Source organism: Halorussus salinus (assembly GCF_004765815.2).
GTDB classification, from domain to species: Archaea; Halobacteriota; Halobacteria; order Halobacteriales; family Haladaptataceae; genus Halorussus; species Halorussus salinus.
Map to the genome: position 1 here is coordinate 58979 of NZ_SBIS02000011.1, position 16624 is coordinate 75602.

A 16624-nucleotide genomic window follows, 5' to 3' on the forward strand; every position below is an offset into this window, starting at 1 on the left:
ACATGGGGTACGAGTACACCGGTGACGCCCACAGCGAACTCGTCGAGTCCTATCGAGTGGACGAATCGCCTTTTCCGACGGACACCTCGCGGGTCTACCCCCGCCGCGATTCGCTACGTGACGAACCGCCCCTCCTCAAACAGTTGCTGTTCCCGAGGTGCTGGAACGCGACGGAACTGGTAGACGACCCCGACGAAGTTCGCGCGCACCTGACCGAACTCGGAGTCTGTATGCAGAAGGGCATCACGGCCTATTCGGACGGTGACGGTGACGACTCGACCGGAATCGTGGACGAAACACTCGACCGATTGCCAGCGGTTCGACGCGCGCTGAAGAAGGATGTCGAGGCCGCGTACAAGGGCGACCCCGCGGCGAAGAGCTACTGCGAGATTATCCGGTCGTATCCCGGCTTTCACGCTATCATGATTCACCGGGTAGCGCACGGCCTCTACGAGAAGGACTGCCCCGAGTACGCCCGCGAACTCGCCGAGTACTCGAAGACCGAGACGGGTATCGACATCCATCCCGGTGCAGAAATCGGCGAGTACTTTTTCATCGACCACGGGACCGGCGTCGTCGTCGGCGAGACCGCGACCATCGGCGACTGGGTTCGGGTCTATCAGAACGTCACGCTGGGCGCGCTCCACTTCGAGGAGGAGGAAGGCGAGGACCACATGCTGGCGAAAGAGTACAAGCGCCATCCGGACATCGGCGACAACGTCGTTATCGGCGCTGGAAGCAACGTCCTCGGGCCGGTAGAAATCGGCGACCACGTGAGCATCGGTGCGAACTCGTGGGTGACCGACGACGTTCCGGACGACACGAGCGTGTTCATCAGCGACCATCCAGAACAAGAGCGGAAATCGAACAGATAGTGTCGAATCGCCGAGTTCGCAGTCGTTCCCTCGGTAGAGAGTTTCGCGGCAAGCGCGACAGAAATCGGAGAGCGCGGTACCGCGAAGTGACTCGTTGGGTGTCGAGACGGACCGCTCGCCGGAAAGTTGGGAGAAGCTCTACCCACCGCCCCCGCCGAAGCTCCCTTTCTCGGCCTCCAGTTCGTTCTCGCGTCGAGTTCGCTCGTCGTCGGAGTCCGGCGGCGTTTCGGTCTCCTGTCCGGACTGCCGGACCGCGAGCGCCCAACCGAGACCGTACGCCGCGACGGCGCATCCGACTCCGGCCGCGGTCCCGAGGAGGGACGCCCCGACGAGAAACGACGCGATAGCCAGTACCGGGCCGCCGAGGAGCGCGTACCCGAGGTTTTCGGTCACGAGTCGTCGCATCGTCGCATCGACGTTTTCGAGCGCAGTGCAAATGCTTTGTCCGTTAGCCGTCGGAGGGTGGCCTACTCGGTCTGCGGGTCGATGTGGTGGACCGCCTCGGGCGACAGCAGGCGACCCGAGGGGAGTTCGACCCAGCCGTTCCCGAGGACCCTGATGGGACCGTCGTGGAGGACCGTCTCACCCTCGAAGTCGGCGTAGACGACCGCGCTCTCGCACTCCGTCGTGAAGTCGTCGGCGACCTCGCTCCAGACCGGTTCCGTGGAGAATACCATGCGGTCGCCTTCGACTGACAGACTGATAACAGTATCGCGGCGTTTCGGTCTCCGACTCGGCGCTCCGCGCCGACCCGCCTCGCTACTCCTCGACCAGCACCTCGGCGAGTTTCGGGACGAAGGTGCCCACGTCGGTCACCATCCCGATGGCTTGGGCGCTCCCGCGGTCCAGCAGTTGCGTGACCGTCGCGGGGTCGATGTCCACGCAGACGACCTTCGTGGTCGAGGGCAGGCAGTTGCCGACCGCGACCGAGTGGAGCAGGGTCGAGAGCATTATCACGAGGTCGGCCTCGCGGGCCTGCTCGCGGATGGCGTTCTGGGCCTCCACCGCGTCGGTGATGGTGTCCGGAAGCGGACCGTCGTCCCGAATCGACCCCGCGAGGACGTAGGGCGCGTCGTTTGCGACGCACTCGTACATCACGCCCTCCTCGACCAGTCCGTCTTCGACGGCCTCCTCGATGCCGCCAGCCCGGATTATCTCGCTGATGGTGTAGATGTGGTGCTTGTGGCCCTTCCGGGGGCTTTCGAGCGTCTCCACGTCTAAGCCCAGCGACGTGCCGTACTGGCCGCGTTCGAGGTCGTGGACCGCGAAGCCGTTGCCCGCCGAGAGCATGTCCACGTAGCCCTCGCGGACCAGTCGGGCCAGCGCGTCGCCAGCGCCCGCGTGGATGACCGCGGGACCGGCGACCGCCAAGACGGTGCCACCCTCGGCCTTCGTCTCGGCGACGGCCTCGGCGATTTCCCGGATGAGCGACCCCGACGGGCGCTCGGCGGACACCCCGCCCTGCATGAACCCGAACGGACCCTTCGACCCGCGGGGGCGCTCGGGCGGGTCCACCCGGACGCCAGCCTCGTCGGTCACCACGAAGTCGCCCTCCTCGATGGCGTTCAGGACCTTCGTGTAGGCCCGCGGGCCGTCGTCCGCGGTCTCCGCGTCGCTCTCTCCATCTCCGGCCTCCGCGTCGGGGTCCGACGCCGGTTCGACCACGACGGCGCAGTCCATCTCGACGTTCTCGACGGGGAGCCACTCGCCCTCGTAGCGAACTTTCGTCGGGTGGTTCGTCGTGGAGTAGAAGCCGTGGGGCACCACTTTGTCGCCGGGTGCGGGTTCGAGCGTCGCGTCGGGCGGGTCCGAGAGGTGCGCACCGTGCTGGTGGAGTTCGTGCAGGATTTCGCGCAGGGACTCCTCGTCGTCGGCCGTGACCACCATCCGGCAGTACGACTCGGCGTCCTTGTGCGTCCCCACGTCGAAGACCTCCACGTCGAAGTCGCCCCCGAGGTCCATCACGACGCCGAAGCACTGTTGCATCATCCCCGAGTCGATGATGTGGCCCTCCAGCTCGACCGTGCGTGCGACTGTCATACCCGGAGAACGGAAGGCCGAGCAATCAACGTTGCGCTGGCGGTGGTTATTCGCTGGTCGCAGAACGGTCGGAGTCGAGGAGTCAGTCCCGGAGCGCCTCGACCGGACGCTCGTTGGCGGCCTTCCACGCGGGGTAGAGTCCGCTGATGACCGCCGCACCGACCCCGAACGCGAGTCCGAGTCCGATGTACTGGAACCCCTTCGCGGTGAACGCGAATGGGTCCCCGAGCAGTTGCCGGTTGATGAGCAGCCCGAGTCCGAGACTCAACACGGCACCGACGAGCGCGCCGACGAGTCCGAGGAGCGCCGACTCCCCGAGCATGAGCTTGAGGATGTCGAACCGGCCGTAGCCGACCGCCCGGAGGACGCCGATCTCCTCGCGGCGCTCGATGACGCTCATCAACTGGACGTTCAGGATGGAGATGCCCGCCACGAGCAACGAGATGCCCCCGACCCCGAGGAGAAAGAGGTTGATGGTCGACATCTGCTCGTTGAACCGCTCGATGGAGTCTTTGAAATCGACGATGCGGTAGCGGTCCTCGCGGCCGAAGCCCAGACGCTCACGGAGCATCACCGCGGTCCGGTTGGCTTCGGTCGGCGAATCGGTCCGAATCTGAACCTGCGAGTACTGATCCTCCTCGAACGTCGACATCGGGACGAGAACGCCATCGTCGAGGCTCTGGAACGCGCCGCCGCGGGGTTGGTCTTCGAGGACGCCCGCGACTCGGTACGACTTGCCGTCGAGCGTGACGCTACTGCCGGGACCTACGCCGTAGGTGGCGGCGGTCTCCGCGCCGACCAGCACCTGCTTGCGCCACGTGTTCGGTATCCGCCCGCGCTTCGTCGAGAGGTACTGGCGGGCCTCCTCGAGACCGTAGACGGAGACCGGCCCGGACTGCCGGAGATGCGACAGCCGCCCGCGGCGCTGTTTCATCGCGTACACCTCGTCGTCGGCGTCCACGTTCGACTTCACCTTCGAGACCTGACTCTGCGAGAGCGTGAAGTTGGCGTCCTCGCCCGGCATGACGAGGACCGTGTTCCCGAACGTCGCGCCTTGGAGGAACGACAGTTTGAACGCGACGCCGAACACGCCGAGCGAGGCGATGGCGACGACGCCGATGACGACGCCGAGCATCGCCAGCGCCGACCGAGTTTTGGCCCGAGAGAGGTTCCTGCGGGCGAGCATCGCCAGCGGAAACCGCTCGAACAGCCACTCCATCATCGTATTCGTCCGTCCACGAGTTCGATGGTTCGGTCGGCGAACTCCGTCACCTGTTCGTCGTGGGTGACGGCGACGACCGCGACGCCGTCGTCGGTGATGCGACCGAACTCCGCGAGGACCTGCGACCCGGTGTCTTGGTCCAAGTTCCCGGTGGGTTCGTCGGCCAGCACGAGGTCGGGTTCGTTGACCAGCGACCGCGCGACCGCGACGCGCTGTTTCTGGCCGCCGGAGAGTTCGTTCGGGAGGTGGCCGAGTCGGTCGCCGAGACCGACCCGTTCCAGCAGGTCCGTGGCGAGGTCGTGGGTCGCCGACCGGTCGCCGTCGAGCAGCCGAGGCACCTTCACGTTCTCGACGGCCGACAGCGTCGGGATGAGATAGAAGTTCTGGAAGACGAACCCGACGGTGCGCTTGCGCAGTCGCGTCCGCTCGGCGATAGAGAGGTCGCTCACCGCGGTTCCCCGGACCGAGACCGTGCCCTCCGTGGGCGTGTCGAGCAGTCCGAGTTGGTTCAACAGCGTCGATTTGCCGCTCCCGCTCGGGCCGACGACCGCGACGAACTCGCCGGGACGAACTTCGATATCGATACCCTTGAGCGCACGCAGGACCTCCTCGCCGGAGTCGTACTCTTTGACGACGTTTCGCGAGCGGATAACGGGCGACGTGTCGGCGGCCGACTCGCCGTCGTTCCCGCCGGATTCGCCGTCGGTCGTGGCGGGGGTAGCGTCGGTCGCTCCGGTCTCGCCGTCGGTCGTCGCGTCGGTCGCGTCGGCGAGACCCGCGGTAGTTCCCTCGGTCGATTCGTCAGTCGCCACGGAACCACCTCCAACCGCCCGCGAGCGCGACCAGTCCGACGAGACCGCCGCCGACGAGCGGCAGTGATAGCGGGAGCGACGACCCCGACTCGGAAGTGGCCGGTTCCGCGGGGCGTTGGGGTACGTCGTAGGTCACCGAGACGGTCCGATTCCGGCGCACGTCGTCCACGATGTAGCTGACCCGCAGCGGAACCGTCACCGTCGAGACGTTCCCGTCGAGTTGCGCCCGAACCTTGAACGAGGTGAAGTCGCTCGACGCCACTTTACCGACGAAGTATTCGGCGGTCGATTGACCGGGCGAGACGTTCTCGCCCGACTTCACGCCGACGGTCACGCCGAGTACGTCGGTCGTCCCGACGTTGCTCGCGCTCCCGGAAATCTGGAGCGTCTGGCCGCGGCGCACGACCGAGAGGCCGGTGAGTTCGATGGCTCCGGGACTCGAAAGCGGGGTGAACGTCGGCCGAAGCGTCCGGGTGACGCTCCGGTGAGTCCCGTTCGCAGTCGTGTATTCGAGATCTGCGGTCAGATTCGCGGTTCCCTCGGTATCGCCGCTCACCTCGAACGCGAACTGCTCGGTAGACGTTGCGGCCAGTTTCGCGACGCTTCGGCGGTTGTCCTTCACCGACACGCCGTCACCCCGGAGTCGGACTTCGACGCTCCGAATCTCCTCGTCGTTTCCGTTCGACAGCGAGAAGTTCAGCGTCGTTCGACTGCCGGGGAGGGTCGGTTCGGTCTCGACCGTCATCTTGGGATGGGGGTCGTAGACGGTGATTCCGACCGGTTGCTCGACTACGTAGTCGGTCTTATCGGTGCGGCGTAACTCGAGGTGGACCGTGAGGTCGTGTTCGCCCGGTTCCTCCAAGGCGAACGACTGTGCGCTTTCGAGACGCTGGCCGGACCAGAGTCGCTTGTTCGGGGTCTTCTCCGCGAGTACCTCGCCGTCGGACTGTCGGCGTATCTCGACGGTCTCGACGTACACGTCGCCGTCTCCGTCTTCGACGTTCTCGACGTGCGTCGTGAGCGTGACGTTCGACCCCGCTTCCGGTTGGGTGTCGTTCAGCGATGTCCTGACCGTCACGAGCGTCGGCGTACTGGACTGGGCCGCGGCGGTGTCGAGGGCGGCAGGTTCTTCGCCAGAGGAGACCGACTCCTTCGCGGGAGTATCGGCCGCTCCGGCGGAGGCGGCGACCGCGGGGGCGACTCCGGAGGCGGCCGCCGAGACGACGACGACCAGACACGCGAGGAGTCGTGCCGTCGTCATCGCGGCGCACACCTCTCGGTCGTCGGTTCGGCGTCTGTCGGTGAGGAGGGGCGAACGTGGCGGAGGGCGGGCGTGCCGTCGTCGCCGGACCGGTCCGCACGCGTCGGACCGTCCCGCCGAGTTCGGACGCCGCGCCGCGTCGTGTTCGGGGACATGTCGGTACGGGTTGATATCTCTGCTTTCATTAATAACGTTAGGATTTCTTCGAGCGACGGTCCGCCGTCCTCGATTCTTCCGCTCGATTCACCGCTCGGAGAAAGGCCCGTTCAGTCGATTACTGGGGTTCCCGGTCTGTGCCGTCCCGGCCGACGCGTCACGCGACGTTCTGCTCGACCAACTCCCCGCCCTCGTCGCCGAACCGGTCGCTCGACAGTGAACTCACGTCTACGAGCGACGCCTCGCCGTCCAGACAGAGTTGGGCGACCAACGTCCCGGTCGCCGGGGCGTGCTGGAAGCCGTGACCCGAGAACCCGGCCGCGGTGACGAACCCCGGCGCGGTCTCCTCGATAATCGGGTGGTGGTCGGGCGTCACGGCGTACAACCCGGCCCACCCGCGCTTGATGCGCGAGTCGGCGTCGAAGTAGGTCGCGCAGTCGGCCGCGCGCTCGACCGCGGTCGCCGCCCACTCGATGTCCATCGACTCCGAGTAGGCGTCCGGGTCCACGTCGGGGTCCTCGTCGCCAAACTGTCCCCCGACCAGCGCCGCGCCGTCGCGCTCGGGTCGGAAGTACGACCCCGTGTCGAGGTCGATGGTCAGAGGCACGTCTTCGGGGACCGGCGTCGTCGGTTCGACCGTCGCAATCTGGCGTCGCCGGGGGTGTATCGGCAGGTCGAGGCCAGCCAGTTCGGCGACCCGACTCGCCCACGCTCCGGCGGCGTTCACCACGAAGTCGGCGTCGATGCGCTCGTCGTCGGTCTCGACGCCGACGACGCCCGAATCGTCGGTCAGCACGTCCCGAACCGCCGTCTTCGTTCGAATGTCCGCTCCGGCCTCGCGGGCCGCCTCGGCGTACCCCTGTACGGCGAGGTTCGGGTCCGCGAAACCGTCCTCGGCGTTGTACTGGGCCGCGACGAACTCCTCGTCCCGGAGTCCGGGGCAGTGTTCGCGGGCCTCGGCGGGCGAGAGGTACTCACTGCCGACGCCGAGGTCGTTCTGCATCGCCACGTCGGCCCGGAACCGTTCGGCGGTCCCGTCGCTCCGCGCGAGAAAGAGATAGCCCGGTCGCCGATGTTCGATGTTCACGCCGAACTCGTCGGCGAAGCCGTCCCAGACTTCCATGCTCGCCAGCGAGAGCCTGACGTTGACCTCCGTCGAGAACTGCATCCTGATGCCGCCCGCCGAACGCGCGGTGCTTCCCATCCCGAGCGACCCCTTCTCCGCGAGCGTGACGTTCGCGCCGCGCTCCGCGAGCGCGTACGCCGAGGAGAGTCCGACGATTCCGCCGCCGACCACGACAACGTCCATATCTCCAGATACTCGACGCCACGGCTAAATAAGTGTACTGTTACCACATGGCGAGAAAGATTCGCAGGTCGAAGGTGTCGGTCGGTTCGAACGCTTCAGCCGCCGAGGAACTGCTTGCGAACCTCGTCGTCGCCGAGGAGGTCCCGGCCCGAGCCTTCGTAGCGGTTCTCGCCTTGGGCCAACACGTAGCCGCGGTCGCACCGCCGCAGGGCCTCCTTGGCGTTCTGTTCGACCATCAGGACGGCCGTGCCCGAGTCGTTGACCGCGTCCACGCGGTCGAACATCTCGGTCACGAGGTCGGGCGCGAGTCCAGCCGACGGCTCGTCGAGTAAGAGGAGGTCGGGGTCCAGCATCAGCGCCGCGCCCATCGCGAGCATCTGCTGTTGGCCGCCCGAGAGCGTCCCGGCGTTCGCGTCGAGTCGCTCTTCGAGGATGGGGAACCGCTCGAAGACGGCCCGGCGGCGTTCCTCGGGCGTCTCGTCGAGGATGTACGCGCCGAGTCGCAGGTTCTCCTCGACCGTCAGCGACGGGAACACGTTGTCCACCTGCGGGACGTAGCTCAGTCCCTCGTGGATGACCTCCTCGGGGTCCATGTCGCCGATGTCGCCCCCGTCGAAGGTGATGGAGCCGTCCAGTCGGTCGGCGATGCCGAAGACGGCCTTCATCGCGGTGGACTTGCCAGCCCCGTTCGGACCGACGATGGTGACGTACTCGCCCTCCTCGACGTGGAGGTCCACGTTCGAGAGGACCTGTAGCTCGCCGTAGCCCGCGTCGAGGGCCGACACGTCGAGGAGGCTCACGCGACCACCTCCGTCGCTCGCTCGGCGGTCTCCCGTCGCTCGCCGACCGCCAGTCGCTCGCGGGCCGTCTCGTCTCGGTCCAACTGCTCGTGAGTGTATCGTGCGTTCATGGTCACTCTCCGAGGTACGCCTCGATGACGCGCTCGTCCGCCAGTACCTCCTCGGGGTCGCCCTCCACGAGGAGGCTCCCCTGCTGGAGGACGACGAGTCGGTCCACGAGTTCGGTCAGCGTCTCCAACTCGTGTTCGATGATGACGACCGTCATCCCCTCGTCGTTCAGTTCGCGGATGCGGTCGGCGATGTCGCGGGTCAGCGAGGGGTTGACCCCCGCGAACGGTTCGTCCAGCATCAGCAGGTCCGGTTCGAGCATCAGCACCCGCGCGAGTTCCAGCAGTTTGCGCTGGCCGCCCGAGAGGTTGCTGGAGTACTCGTCTTCGAGGTGGTCCAACTCGAACGCCTCGATGAGTTCGTCCGCGCGCTCGCGGACCTCGCGCTCGGTGGTCTGCATTCCGTCCGTGCGCAGGAGCGCGGGAAGCGTCCGCTCGCCGGGTTGCTCGGGCGCGGCCAGTCGCACGTTGTCCCGGACGGTCATCGTCTCCAACTCGCGGGTCCGCTGGAACGTCCGGACCAGTCCCTTCCGGGCTAGCTCCTCGGGGGAGTCGCCGGTCACCTCCTCGCCCGCGAATCGGACCTGTCCGTCGTCGGGCGTCAGCACGCCGCTGACGCAGTTGAAGAACGTGGACTTCCCGGCCCCGTTGGGACCCATCACGCCCACGAGTTCGCCCTCCTCGACCGACAGCGAGAGCCGGTCGATGGCCCGGAGGCCGCCGAACTCCTTGACGATGCCGTCCACGTCGAGGAGGGTCACGTGTCCACCCCCAGTTCCTTCGCGTCGCCCCAGATGCCCGCCGGGCGGTACCGGATGACCGCGACGAGGACGAGACCGACGAAGATGAGTCGGATGGAGGCGAACGCGTCCGCCGAGACCGGCGCGACGCCGAGCGCGAACCGCGAGGCGAGTCGCAGGCCCATGATGACCGCGAGGCCAGCCAGCACCGCGCGGTGGTTCGACGCGCCGCCCAAAAGCATCCCAATCCAGACCGTCACCGTCACCTGAATCGTGAAGTAGCCGGGCGCGACCGCGCCGTTGTAGAGCGCGAACAGGCCGCCAGCGAGTCCGGCGAGCGCCGCGCCGTAGACGAACGACTGCATCTTGTAGGTGAACGTGGACTTGCCGACCGATCGCGTGACGAGTTCGTCGGCGCGGATGGCCCGCAGGACCCGGCCGTACGGCGAGTCGGTGAGTCGCGTCACGACCGCGAAGACGATTGCGCAGACGCCGCCGAACAACAGCAGGGTCGCCAGTAGCGTCGTGTCGGTGTTGCCCGCGAGGTCCTTGATCGGCTGTGGCACGCCGAGGATGCCGGTGTTCCCGCCGAAGACGCCGCGGAAGTTGACGAACAGCGAGTGGAATATCTCGGCGGTCGCCAGCGTGGCGATGGCCAGAAAGTCGTCCCGGAGTCGGAGCGAGGTCGCCCCGACGACCGCGCCGAGGAGTCCCGCGACGACGATTCCGGCGACGAGCGCCAGCGGCCACGGGAAGCCGAGGCCGATACCCGCGAAGGGGTCCTCGGCCGACAGCATCGCGACCGTGTAGCCCCCGGCCGCGAAGAAGACCACGTGGCCGAAGTTGACCAGCCCAGTGTGGCCGTACTGGAGGTCCAACCCCAGCACGAGGACGCCGTAGATGGCGAACAGGATGGCGACCTCCAAGAAGACGTACAGCGCGCCGGGGAGCGTCGCGCTGATGGGCGTCAGCAGGAACAGCGCCGCCAGCAGGGCCAACGCGCCCCCGAAGACGAGCGCCGTGTCGCCGCTCCCGTCGGGGAGGCGGTCGCCGATGCTTCCGGGGAGGCGGTCGGCGACGCTCACGCCTCACGCACCTCCTGACCGGCGATACCGCTGGGCTTGACCAGCAGGACGACGACGAGGATGAAGAACGCCACCGCCGTCGAGATGCCCGTCATCCCTGCGGGGAGGAACGCCGTCGAGAGCGCCAGCACGAGACCGATGACGTAGGCTCCCGCGATGGCTCCGTACGGACTCCCGGCACCGCCCAAGATGGCGGCCGCGAGAATCTGCAGGATGTGGCTGAACCCGGTACTCGAACTGACGTTCGTCTGGATGCCGATGAGGACGCCCGCGAGTCCGGCCAGCACGCCCGCCAGCACCCACACGCTGTCCCGGATGAACTGCGTGTCGATGCCCCGGACGCGGGCCAGACTCTCGTCGTCGCCCATCGCGCGCATCGCGATGCCCACGTCGGTCCGGGTCAGCATCGCGTGCAGGACGACGAAGACCGCGACCGCACTGCCGACGACCACGAGTTGTTCGGACGTGACGAACAGGTCGCCCAGCAGGTCCACCGGGCCGACCGCGAGGGCCGGGAGACCGTCGAACTGGTAGGTCGTGGTCTCGGTGTCGAAGTAGCGCGCGCTCCGGCCGCCGGTGAGTCGGATGAGATTCCGGAGCGCCAGCCCGAGACCGATGGACGTGAGCAGCATCGGCACCGGACCGGTGTCGTTGATGGGCGTGAAGAACGCCCGTGCGAGGACGAGACTGGCGATGCCGCCACCAGCCATCGCGACGAGCGCCGCGACCGGCAGGGGCAACGGGAGCATCCCCGCCGAGAGGACGCCGACGAACGCGCCGATGGTGAGATACTCGCCGTACGCGAAGTTTATCATGTTCACGATGCCGTAGATGAGCGTGAACCCGATGGCGGCGATAGCGATGTACGAACCCGTGACGAGGCCGAAGACGACGTTCTGAGCCAACCCCATAGCTTAGTACTCGTCTTCGCTGACGAACTGGCGCAGTTCCTCGGCCGGGATGGTCTCCAACGTGGAGAACGACCCGCCTCTCGCTTCGTTGATGGTCACGGAGCCGAAGACGTTGCCGAAGTTCGTGAACGAGGTCGCGGTCGCCGCGCCCCGGTAGACGATTTCGTCGCCGTCGGCCAGCGCCTCCTTGCCCTCCTCGAACGAGGCGACTTCGGTGCCCTCGCCGCGCGTGACCGGCCCGAGGTTCTTCTCGACGGCCTCTCTACTGGCCTCTCCGGCGCGCTCGACTGCGAGCGCGGCCACCTGCGTCGCGTCCCACGCCGGGGCGGTCCAGCCGTTTATCTCGGCGTCGCCGTCCATGCTGTTGTACTCGCTCTCGAATGTGTCGTAGTTCGGCCCGGCGTCGCCGGGGCTGGCGGCCCACGCGCCGTCGAGGGCGCTCCCGACCTGCTTGGGCAGTTCGTCCTGCGCGAGGGGGTCCGAGAGGATGGGCTGGCGGCCGTAGCCGCCGTCGGCCCAGTCGCCCATCAGGGTGATGGCGTCTTCGAGCGGGATGCTCACCGCGAAGGCGTCGAACTCCGCGTCGAAGAGCCGACTCAGCGCCGACTGGTAGCTCGAACTGCCCTGACTGACCTCGACCTCTCGGGCGACGGTACCGCCGCCCTCCTCGTAGGCGGTGACGAAGCCGTCGGCCCAACTGCGCGCGCCCTCGGTGTTGCCGTTGATGACGCCGACCGTCTCGTGGCCTTGGTCGAGCGCCCGCTTGGCCGCGCCCGCGGTGTGGACCGTGTCGCTGATGACGGTCCGCCAGATCCACTCGTCGTCACTGAGGTCGTCGGGGGTCCCGTGGTCGCCGCCGCGGGTGTCGAGGAAGTTCGACCCCGGCCACGGCGTCACGACGGGAGTCTCCTGTTCCTGCAGGAAGTCGAACAGGGGGTTGATTTCGCTGGAGAACAGCCCCAGCAGTGCCAGCGCGTCGTCGTTCTCCACGAGTTGCGTGACGACCGACCGGGCCTCCTGTGGCTTGACGGCGGTGTCGCGCCGGACGACTTCGAAGTCAGCGTCGAGCGGGCCGCCAGCGTCGTTGATGTGCTTCACCGCGGCGTCGGTCGCCTGCGAGACGCCCGGTTGGAGGAAGTCCCACTGACCGGTCTGGGCCGCAGGCTGGCCGAACACTATCTTGTCGGGACCGTCGCCACCGCCGTCCCCGCTGCCACCGAGTCCGATACAACCGGCCGTCGCGGCCAGTCCACCCGCACCCGCGAACTTGAGAAACGTTCGCCGATTCGCCCGTTCCGTGTCATTGTCTCTCATTACAATGGGAAGAAGTCACTACCAGCATATAACGTTATTCGTCTATCGCCGCCAAACAGCGACCATTCACAGCCATTTAGGCAGTTATATACCTGAAAATTAGTCTAATTGCATAATTAGTTGACAGAACTGGAAATTTTGGATTGCGGTAGGCGGGGCGCGACAGTGGGAAGATGGGAGTGGTCGGCGGGCTGCGGTCGTAGGAAGACAGGAGTGGCCGAGGGGTCACGGTCGCAGGAGGAGGGCAGTAGGACGGCTTTCGACTCGCTCGCGTCTCCCGACTCACTCGGGACCGACCGGGAGGTCGTACTCCCGCGCTCGCCGTCGAATCGCGTCGGCGTCGCCGGTCCGCAACTCGCCGTCGTCGTAGACGACCTCGCCATCTACCATCGTGAACTCCACGTCGTCGCCGTGCGCCGAGAAGACGAGGTGTGAGTACACGTCGTGGAGCGGCGTGGCGCGCGTGATGTCGGTCGTCAGGCCCACGATATCGGCCTTCCACCCCGGCCGGAGTCGGCCGACGTTCTCGAACCCGGCGGCCTTCGCGCCGTTCCGCGTCGCCATCTCGAAGACCAACTCGGCGGGCGTCGTGGTCGGGTCGAGATGTTCGACTTTCTGGAGGAGACTCGCCTGTCGCATCTCGGTGAACGGGTCGAGCGTGTTGTTACAGGGCGGGCCGTCGTTGCCCAGCGCGACGTTGATGCCTCGCTCGGCGTAGTCCATCACGGGCGCGATTCCCGAGGCCAACTTCATGTTCGAGGAGGGACAGTAGGTGACGTGGGTGCCGGTCTCCGCGAGGACTTCCCGCTCGCTCTCGTCGGTCCAGATGCAGTGGGCCAGCACCACGTCCTCGCCGGTCAGGCCCACCTCGTCCAGCCAGTGGATGTTCCGGCGGCCGGTGCGCTCCTCGACGGTCGCCACCTCGTCGCGGTTCTCGCTGGCGTGGGTGTGGATGCGCACGCCCTCGTAGGCGTCCGCGAGGTCGCGCGAACCGCGCAGGCACTCCTCGGTGCAACTCACCGCGAAGCGCGGCGTGACCGCGTACTGGATGCGCCCGCCGTGCGTGTCGTGATATCTCTGAATCAGGCGCTCGGTCTCGTCCAAGCCCTCCTGCGTCTCTTCGAGCAGGCCGTCGGGCGACTCGGTGTCCATCAGCACCTTGCCCATCCGGGCGCGGATTCCCAACTCCCCGGCGGCCTCGAACGCCTCGTCGGCGTGGCGCACCGACAGGTGGTCGATGGCGGTCGTGACGCCCGATTCCAGCAGTTCCAGATAGCCCAACTCCGCGGCAATCCGCATCCCTTCAGCGTCGAGTCCGGCCTCCATCGGCAACACGTAGTCGAACAGCCAGTCCAGCAGGGCCGTGTCGTCGGCGATGCCCCGGCCCAGCGACTGGACGGAGTGGACGTGGCCGCCGACCACGCCCGGCGCGAGGAGGTCGTACTCCCTGCGCTGGTGGTCCGGGTACGTCTCGACCAACTCGTCGCGGTCGCCGACGGCGACGATTTCGTCGTCGTCGGTGACGACCGCGCCCTCCTCGATGACCGTCTCGGCGTCGGCGACGACCGTTCCCTGTAGTAGCATCCCGAAACCAGTAGGGCACGAACTCGGAAAATAGCTGTCGATTCCGGAGCGCCCCGCGGTGCGGTGAGTCGCGGCGTTCACGGTGCTGTCGGCGGCGGTTGCGGCGCTGTCGGCGGTGCAGTTCTGACAGGTGTCGGCTATCGGACTGGCGTCGGCGGTCGCTGTCGAGCGGTTTGCGGTACCGTCGGCGGAGGCGATTGCGGTGCGGTTCTGATTGGCGTCGGCTTCTGGACTGTCGGCGATGTTCACCGTCGGGCGGTCGGCGGTGCGGTTCTCGTCGGTGCCGGTTTCCGGACCGGATTCCTCGAAGCCCGCCCGACTAAGAAATCTATAGGTTTCTAAGAAACTTCTATACTCACCCTAGACAAACTTCTACATTTCTTATTCGTCGTCGGCTAGCGACCGAATCTCGTCGTCCAGTCGCTCGAAGTGGCGTCTGCGCCGGTCGTCGTGCGACTCGGAGATGCGAATCGTGGGGCGCTCGTCCACGTCGAACACGTCCTCCTCTTCGAGGTCGGTCTCCTCGATTGCGTCTTTCAGCTTGGACTTGTCGAAGCTCCGGACCTCCTCGGGGTCCACTCCGGCGTCGGCGAGCGCGCGATGGACGCGCTCCTCGTCGGCGACTTGCCGGTAGTTGTAGGTCGTGCGACTGACGCTCCCGAGGTCCGCCGGGATGGTGCGGTCCTCGCTCACGTGTTCCAGTAGTTCGTCCCGAACGTCCTGCCGGGCGTCGTCGGCGGAGTTCTTCAAATCCGCCAGCAGGGAGTAGAGGTCGGCCAACTGCCACGTCCCGAGGTCCTCCAGCGACGACAGGTCGTACTCGCGGGCGAGTTCCAGCAGGACCAGCGCGTCGCGCTCGAAGCCGAGTTCGAAGGGGGTCTCGTCGGCGGCGTCCGGGTCGCCGTCGGACGGCTTGGACCGGCCACCGGACGATTCCGACCCGCCGCCGGACGACTCGTCGTCGGATTGGGACGCCGCGGTGAACTCGCCGCTCCCCGTCCCACCGGCCGCCGGGTCGCGGGCCTCCTCGGCGGTCGCGGTGTCGGCGGTCGCCGTGTTGGCGGTCGTGGTCTCCTCGGTCGCGGTATCACCAGTCGAACCCGTGCGTTCGGTCGAACCGCGATTCCCAGCGCCACCGCCGTGCTGGCGCTGGCGGCGCTTCTCGGTCTCCACGAAGTCCCGCGCTCCGGCGTAGCCGAGTCGGTCCCACGCGTGGGCGTCGTCGTCGGTTTGGGCGACGTGGGCGGCGACCGAGCGCACCGCGTCGCGGTACGCGCAGTCGCTCACCGGACAGCCGACGGGGTCGTAGTCGGTCGCGTCGGTCATCTACCCGGAACTGACTCGCCATCGGGGATAAACTTTCGTCGGCGACGTGCGCCGAGGAGTCCCCGGAAGCGCGCCGAGGAGTCTCCGGAATCGAGTAAATTATTGCTCGCCGGGGAGAGGAGCGACGTATGACCGACCTCGTGACCTTCGGCGAGACGATGCTACGACTCTCGCCGCCCGACGGCGAGCGACTGGAGACCACCGACGAAGTCGAGTTCCGGGCCGCCGGAGCGGAGAGCAACGTCGCGGTCGCGGCCGCGCGCCTCGGCGCGGACGCGGCGTGGACCTCCAAACTCCCCGACTCGCCGCTCGGGCGGCGCGTCGTCTCGGGCCTGCGGCGTCACGGCGTCGAGACCGACGTGGTGTGGACCGACGAGGGGCGACAGGGCACCTACTACCTCGAACACGGCGGCAAGCCCCGCGGGTCGAACGTCATCTACGACCGGTCGGGCGCGGCGGTCACGACCGCCGAGACCGACGAGTTGCCCGTCGAGCGCGTCCGCGAGGCCGACCGGTTCCACACCACCGGCATCACGCCCGCGCTCTCGGACACCCTCGAATCGACGACCGCCGACCTGCTGGCGGAGGCCAGCGAGGCCGGGACCACGACCTCCTTCGACGTGAACTACCGCTCGAAGCTCTGGAGTCCGGAGTCGGCCCGCGAGACGCTGGAATCGCTGTTCCCGGACGTGGACCTCCTGCTGGTCGCGGAGCGCGACGCCCGCGAGGTGCTGGGCCGCGAGGGCGACCCCCGAGACATCGCGGCGGGACTCGCCGACGAGTTCGGCTTCGAGACGGTCATCGTCACCCGCGGCGAGGAGGGCGCGCTGGCGCTCCGCGACGGCGAGACCCACGAGCAACCCGCCATCGAGACCGAGACGCTGGACCCCATCGGGACCGGCGACGCGTTCCTCGGAGCCTTCCTCTCGCGGCGCATCGCTGGCGACGACGTACCGACTGCGCTCGAATACGGCTCCGCGACCGCCGCGCTCAAGCGCACGATTCCCGGCGACGTGGCGGTCGTCACCCGCGAGGAGGTCGAGGGCGTGCTGGCCGCGGAGGGCGGCGAAATCTCCCGGTGA

16 protein-coding genes are annotated in these 16624 nt (G+C 67.3%); 2 read left to right on the plus strand and 14 right to left on the minus strand.

The window, feature by feature from the left end; all coding sequences use genetic code 11:
• The first annotated feature begins 2 nt into the window (after positions 1–2).
• Positions 3–875, plus strand: coding sequence for a serine O-acetyltransferase EpsC (gene epsC / locus EPL00_RS19680; protein WP_135854927.1), 873 nt, complete (start codon positions 3–5; stop codon positions 873–875).
• Between the two features lie 138 nt (positions 876–1013).
• On the opposite strand, the gene EPL00_RS19685 is transcribed toward epsC, so the two are convergent.
• The 14 genes from EPL00_RS19685 to EPL00_RS19750 all read right to left on the minus strand — a co-directional run bounded on the left by EPL00_RS19685 (position 1014) and on the right by EPL00_RS19750 (position 15542).
• Positions 1014–1280 (minus strand): hypothetical protein, encoded by a 267-nt coding sequence (locus EPL00_RS19685; protein WP_135854926.1) that lies wholly within the window; start codon positions 1278–1280, stop codon positions 1014–1016.
• A gap of 62 nt (positions 1281–1342) precedes the next feature.
• The gene (locus EPL00_RS19690; protein WP_135854925.1) at positions 1343–1552 is read right to left on the minus strand and encodes a hypothetical protein; all 210 of its coding nucleotides are present in this window, start codon (positions 1550–1552) and stop codon (positions 1343–1345) included.
• Between the two features lie 82 nt (positions 1553–1634).
• Entirely contained in the window at positions 1635–2915 is a 1281-nt protein-coding gene (locus EPL00_RS19695; protein ID WP_135854924.1) for an ornithine cyclodeaminase, nickel-pincer nucleotide-dependent, read from the minus strand.
• An 82-nt stretch (positions 2916–2997) separates the two neighbouring features.
• Positions 2998–4137, minus strand: a complete 1140-nt coding sequence (locus EPL00_RS19700) for an ABC transporter permease (RefSeq protein ID WP_135854923.1) — start codon at positions 4135–4137, stop codon at positions 2998–3000.
• Positions 4134–4787 (minus strand): ABC transporter ATP-binding protein, encoded by a 654-nt coding sequence (locus EPL00_RS19705; protein WP_135854997.1) that lies wholly within the window; start codon positions 4785–4787, stop codon positions 4134–4136. The genes EPL00_RS19700 and EPL00_RS19705 overlap by 4 nt, the downstream gene beginning before the upstream one ends.
• A 151-nt stretch (positions 4788–4938) precedes the next feature.
• The gene (locus EPL00_RS19710; protein ID WP_135854922.1) at positions 4939–6210 is read right to left on the minus strand and encodes a COG1361 family protein; all 1272 of its coding nucleotides are present in this window, start codon (positions 6208–6210) and stop codon (positions 4939–4941) included.
• 313 nt (positions 6211–6523) lie between these two features.
• Complete coding sequence (locus EPL00_RS19715; RefSeq protein WP_135854921.1) at positions 6524–7675, minus strand: NAD(P)/FAD-dependent oxidoreductase; 1152 nt, start codon at positions 7673–7675, stop codon at positions 6524–6526.
• Positions 7676–7770: 95 nt separating this feature from the next.
• Complete coding sequence (locus tag EPL00_RS19720) at positions 7771–8475, minus strand: ABC transporter ATP-binding protein (protein ID WP_135854920.1); 705 nt, start codon at positions 8473–8475, stop codon at positions 7771–7773.
• A 112-nt stretch (positions 8476–8587) separates the two neighbouring features.
• Positions 8588–9343, minus strand: coding sequence for an ABC transporter ATP-binding protein (locus tag EPL00_RS19725; RefSeq protein WP_135854919.1), 756 nt, complete (start codon positions 9341–9343; stop codon positions 8588–8590).
• Positions 9340–10407 carry a branched-chain amino acid ABC transporter permease gene (locus EPL00_RS19730; protein ID WP_135854918.1) on the minus strand — a complete coding sequence of 356 codons (1068 nt, stop codon included), beginning with the start codon at positions 10405–10407 and terminating at the stop codon, positions 9340–9342. The genes EPL00_RS19725 and EPL00_RS19730 overlap by 4 nt, the downstream gene beginning before the upstream one ends.
• Positions 10404–11318 carry a branched-chain amino acid ABC transporter permease gene (locus tag EPL00_RS19735; RefSeq protein WP_135854917.1) on the minus strand — a complete coding sequence of 305 codons (915 nt, stop codon included), beginning with the start codon at positions 11316–11318 and terminating at the stop codon, positions 10404–10406. The genes EPL00_RS19730 and EPL00_RS19735 overlap by 4 nt, the downstream gene beginning before the upstream one ends.
• A 3-nt stretch (positions 11319–11321) precedes the next feature.
• Positions 11322–12632 carry an ABC transporter substrate-binding protein gene (locus tag EPL00_RS19740; protein WP_135854916.1) on the minus strand — a complete coding sequence of 437 codons (1311 nt, stop codon included), beginning with the start codon at positions 12630–12632 and terminating at the stop codon, positions 11322–11324.
• A 282-nt stretch (positions 12633–12914) separates the two neighbouring features.
• A complete protein-coding gene (locus EPL00_RS19745; protein ID WP_135854996.1) occupies positions 12915–14216 on the minus strand; it encodes a 5'-deoxyadenosine deaminase in 1302 nt (433 codons plus the stop codon).
• 381 nt (positions 14217–14597) lie between these two features.
• Positions 14598–15542 (minus strand): hypothetical protein, encoded by a 945-nt coding sequence (locus tag EPL00_RS19750; protein WP_135854915.1) that lies wholly within the window; start codon positions 15540–15542, stop codon positions 14598–14600.
• Positions 15543–15670: 128 nt separating this feature from the next.
• Between EPL00_RS19750 and kdgK1 the strand changes: the two genes are divergently transcribed.
• Positions 15671–16624, plus strand: a complete 954-nt coding sequence (gene kdgK1 / locus EPL00_RS19755; RefSeq protein ID WP_135854914.1) for a bifunctional 2-dehydro-3-deoxygluconokinase/2-dehydro-3-deoxygalactonokinase — start codon at positions 15671–15673, stop codon at positions 16622–16624.

Bases quoted from the DNA above. Each gene is read 5' to 3' on its own strand.
- EPL00_RS19735 (WP_135854917.1), bottom strand. From the start codon at position 11,318: ATGGGGTTGGCTCAGAACGTCGTCTTCGGCCTCGTCACGGGTTCGTAC.
- EPL00_RS19745 (WP_135854996.1), bottom strand. From the start codon at position 14,216: ATGCTACTACAGGGAACGGTCGTCGCCGACGCCGAGACGGTCATCGAG.
- EPL00_RS19715 (WP_135854921.1), bottom strand. From the start codon at position 7,675: ATGGACGTTGTCGTGGTCGGCGGCGGAATCGTCGGACTCTCCTCGGCG.
- epsC (WP_135854927.1), top strand. From the start codon at position 3: ATGGGGTACGAGTACACCGGTGACGCCCACAGCGAACTCGTCGAGTCC.
- EPL00_RS19690 (WP_135854925.1), bottom strand. From the start codon at position 1,552: ATGGTATTCTCCACGGAACCGGTCTGGAGCGAGGTCGCCGACGACTTC.
- EPL00_RS19685 (WP_135854926.1), bottom strand. From the start codon at position 1,280: ATGCGACGACTCGTGACCGAAAACCTCGGGTACGCGCTCCTCGGCGGC.
- EPL00_RS19740 (WP_135854916.1), bottom strand. From the start codon at position 12,632: ATGAGAGACAATGACACGGAACGGGCGAATCGGCGAACGTTTCTCAAG.
- kdgK1 (WP_135854914.1), top strand. From the start codon at position 15,671: ATGACCGACCTCGTGACCTTCGGCGAGACGATGCTACGACTCTCGCCG.
- EPL00_RS19700 (WP_135854923.1), bottom strand. From the start codon at position 4,137: ATGATGGAGTGGCTGTTCGAGCGGTTTCCGCTGGCGATGCTCGCCCGC.
- EPL00_RS19710 (WP_135854922.1), bottom strand. From the start codon at position 6,210: ATGACGACGGCACGACTCCTCGCGTGTCTGGTCGTCGTCGTCTCGGCG.
- EPL00_RS19695 (WP_135854924.1), bottom strand. From the start codon at position 2,915: ATGACAGTCGCACGCACGGTCGAGCTGGAGGGCCACATCATCGACTCG.
- EPL00_RS19750 (WP_135854915.1), bottom strand. From the start codon at position 15,542: ATGACCGACGCGACCGACTACGACCCCGTCGGCTGTCCGGTGAGCGAC.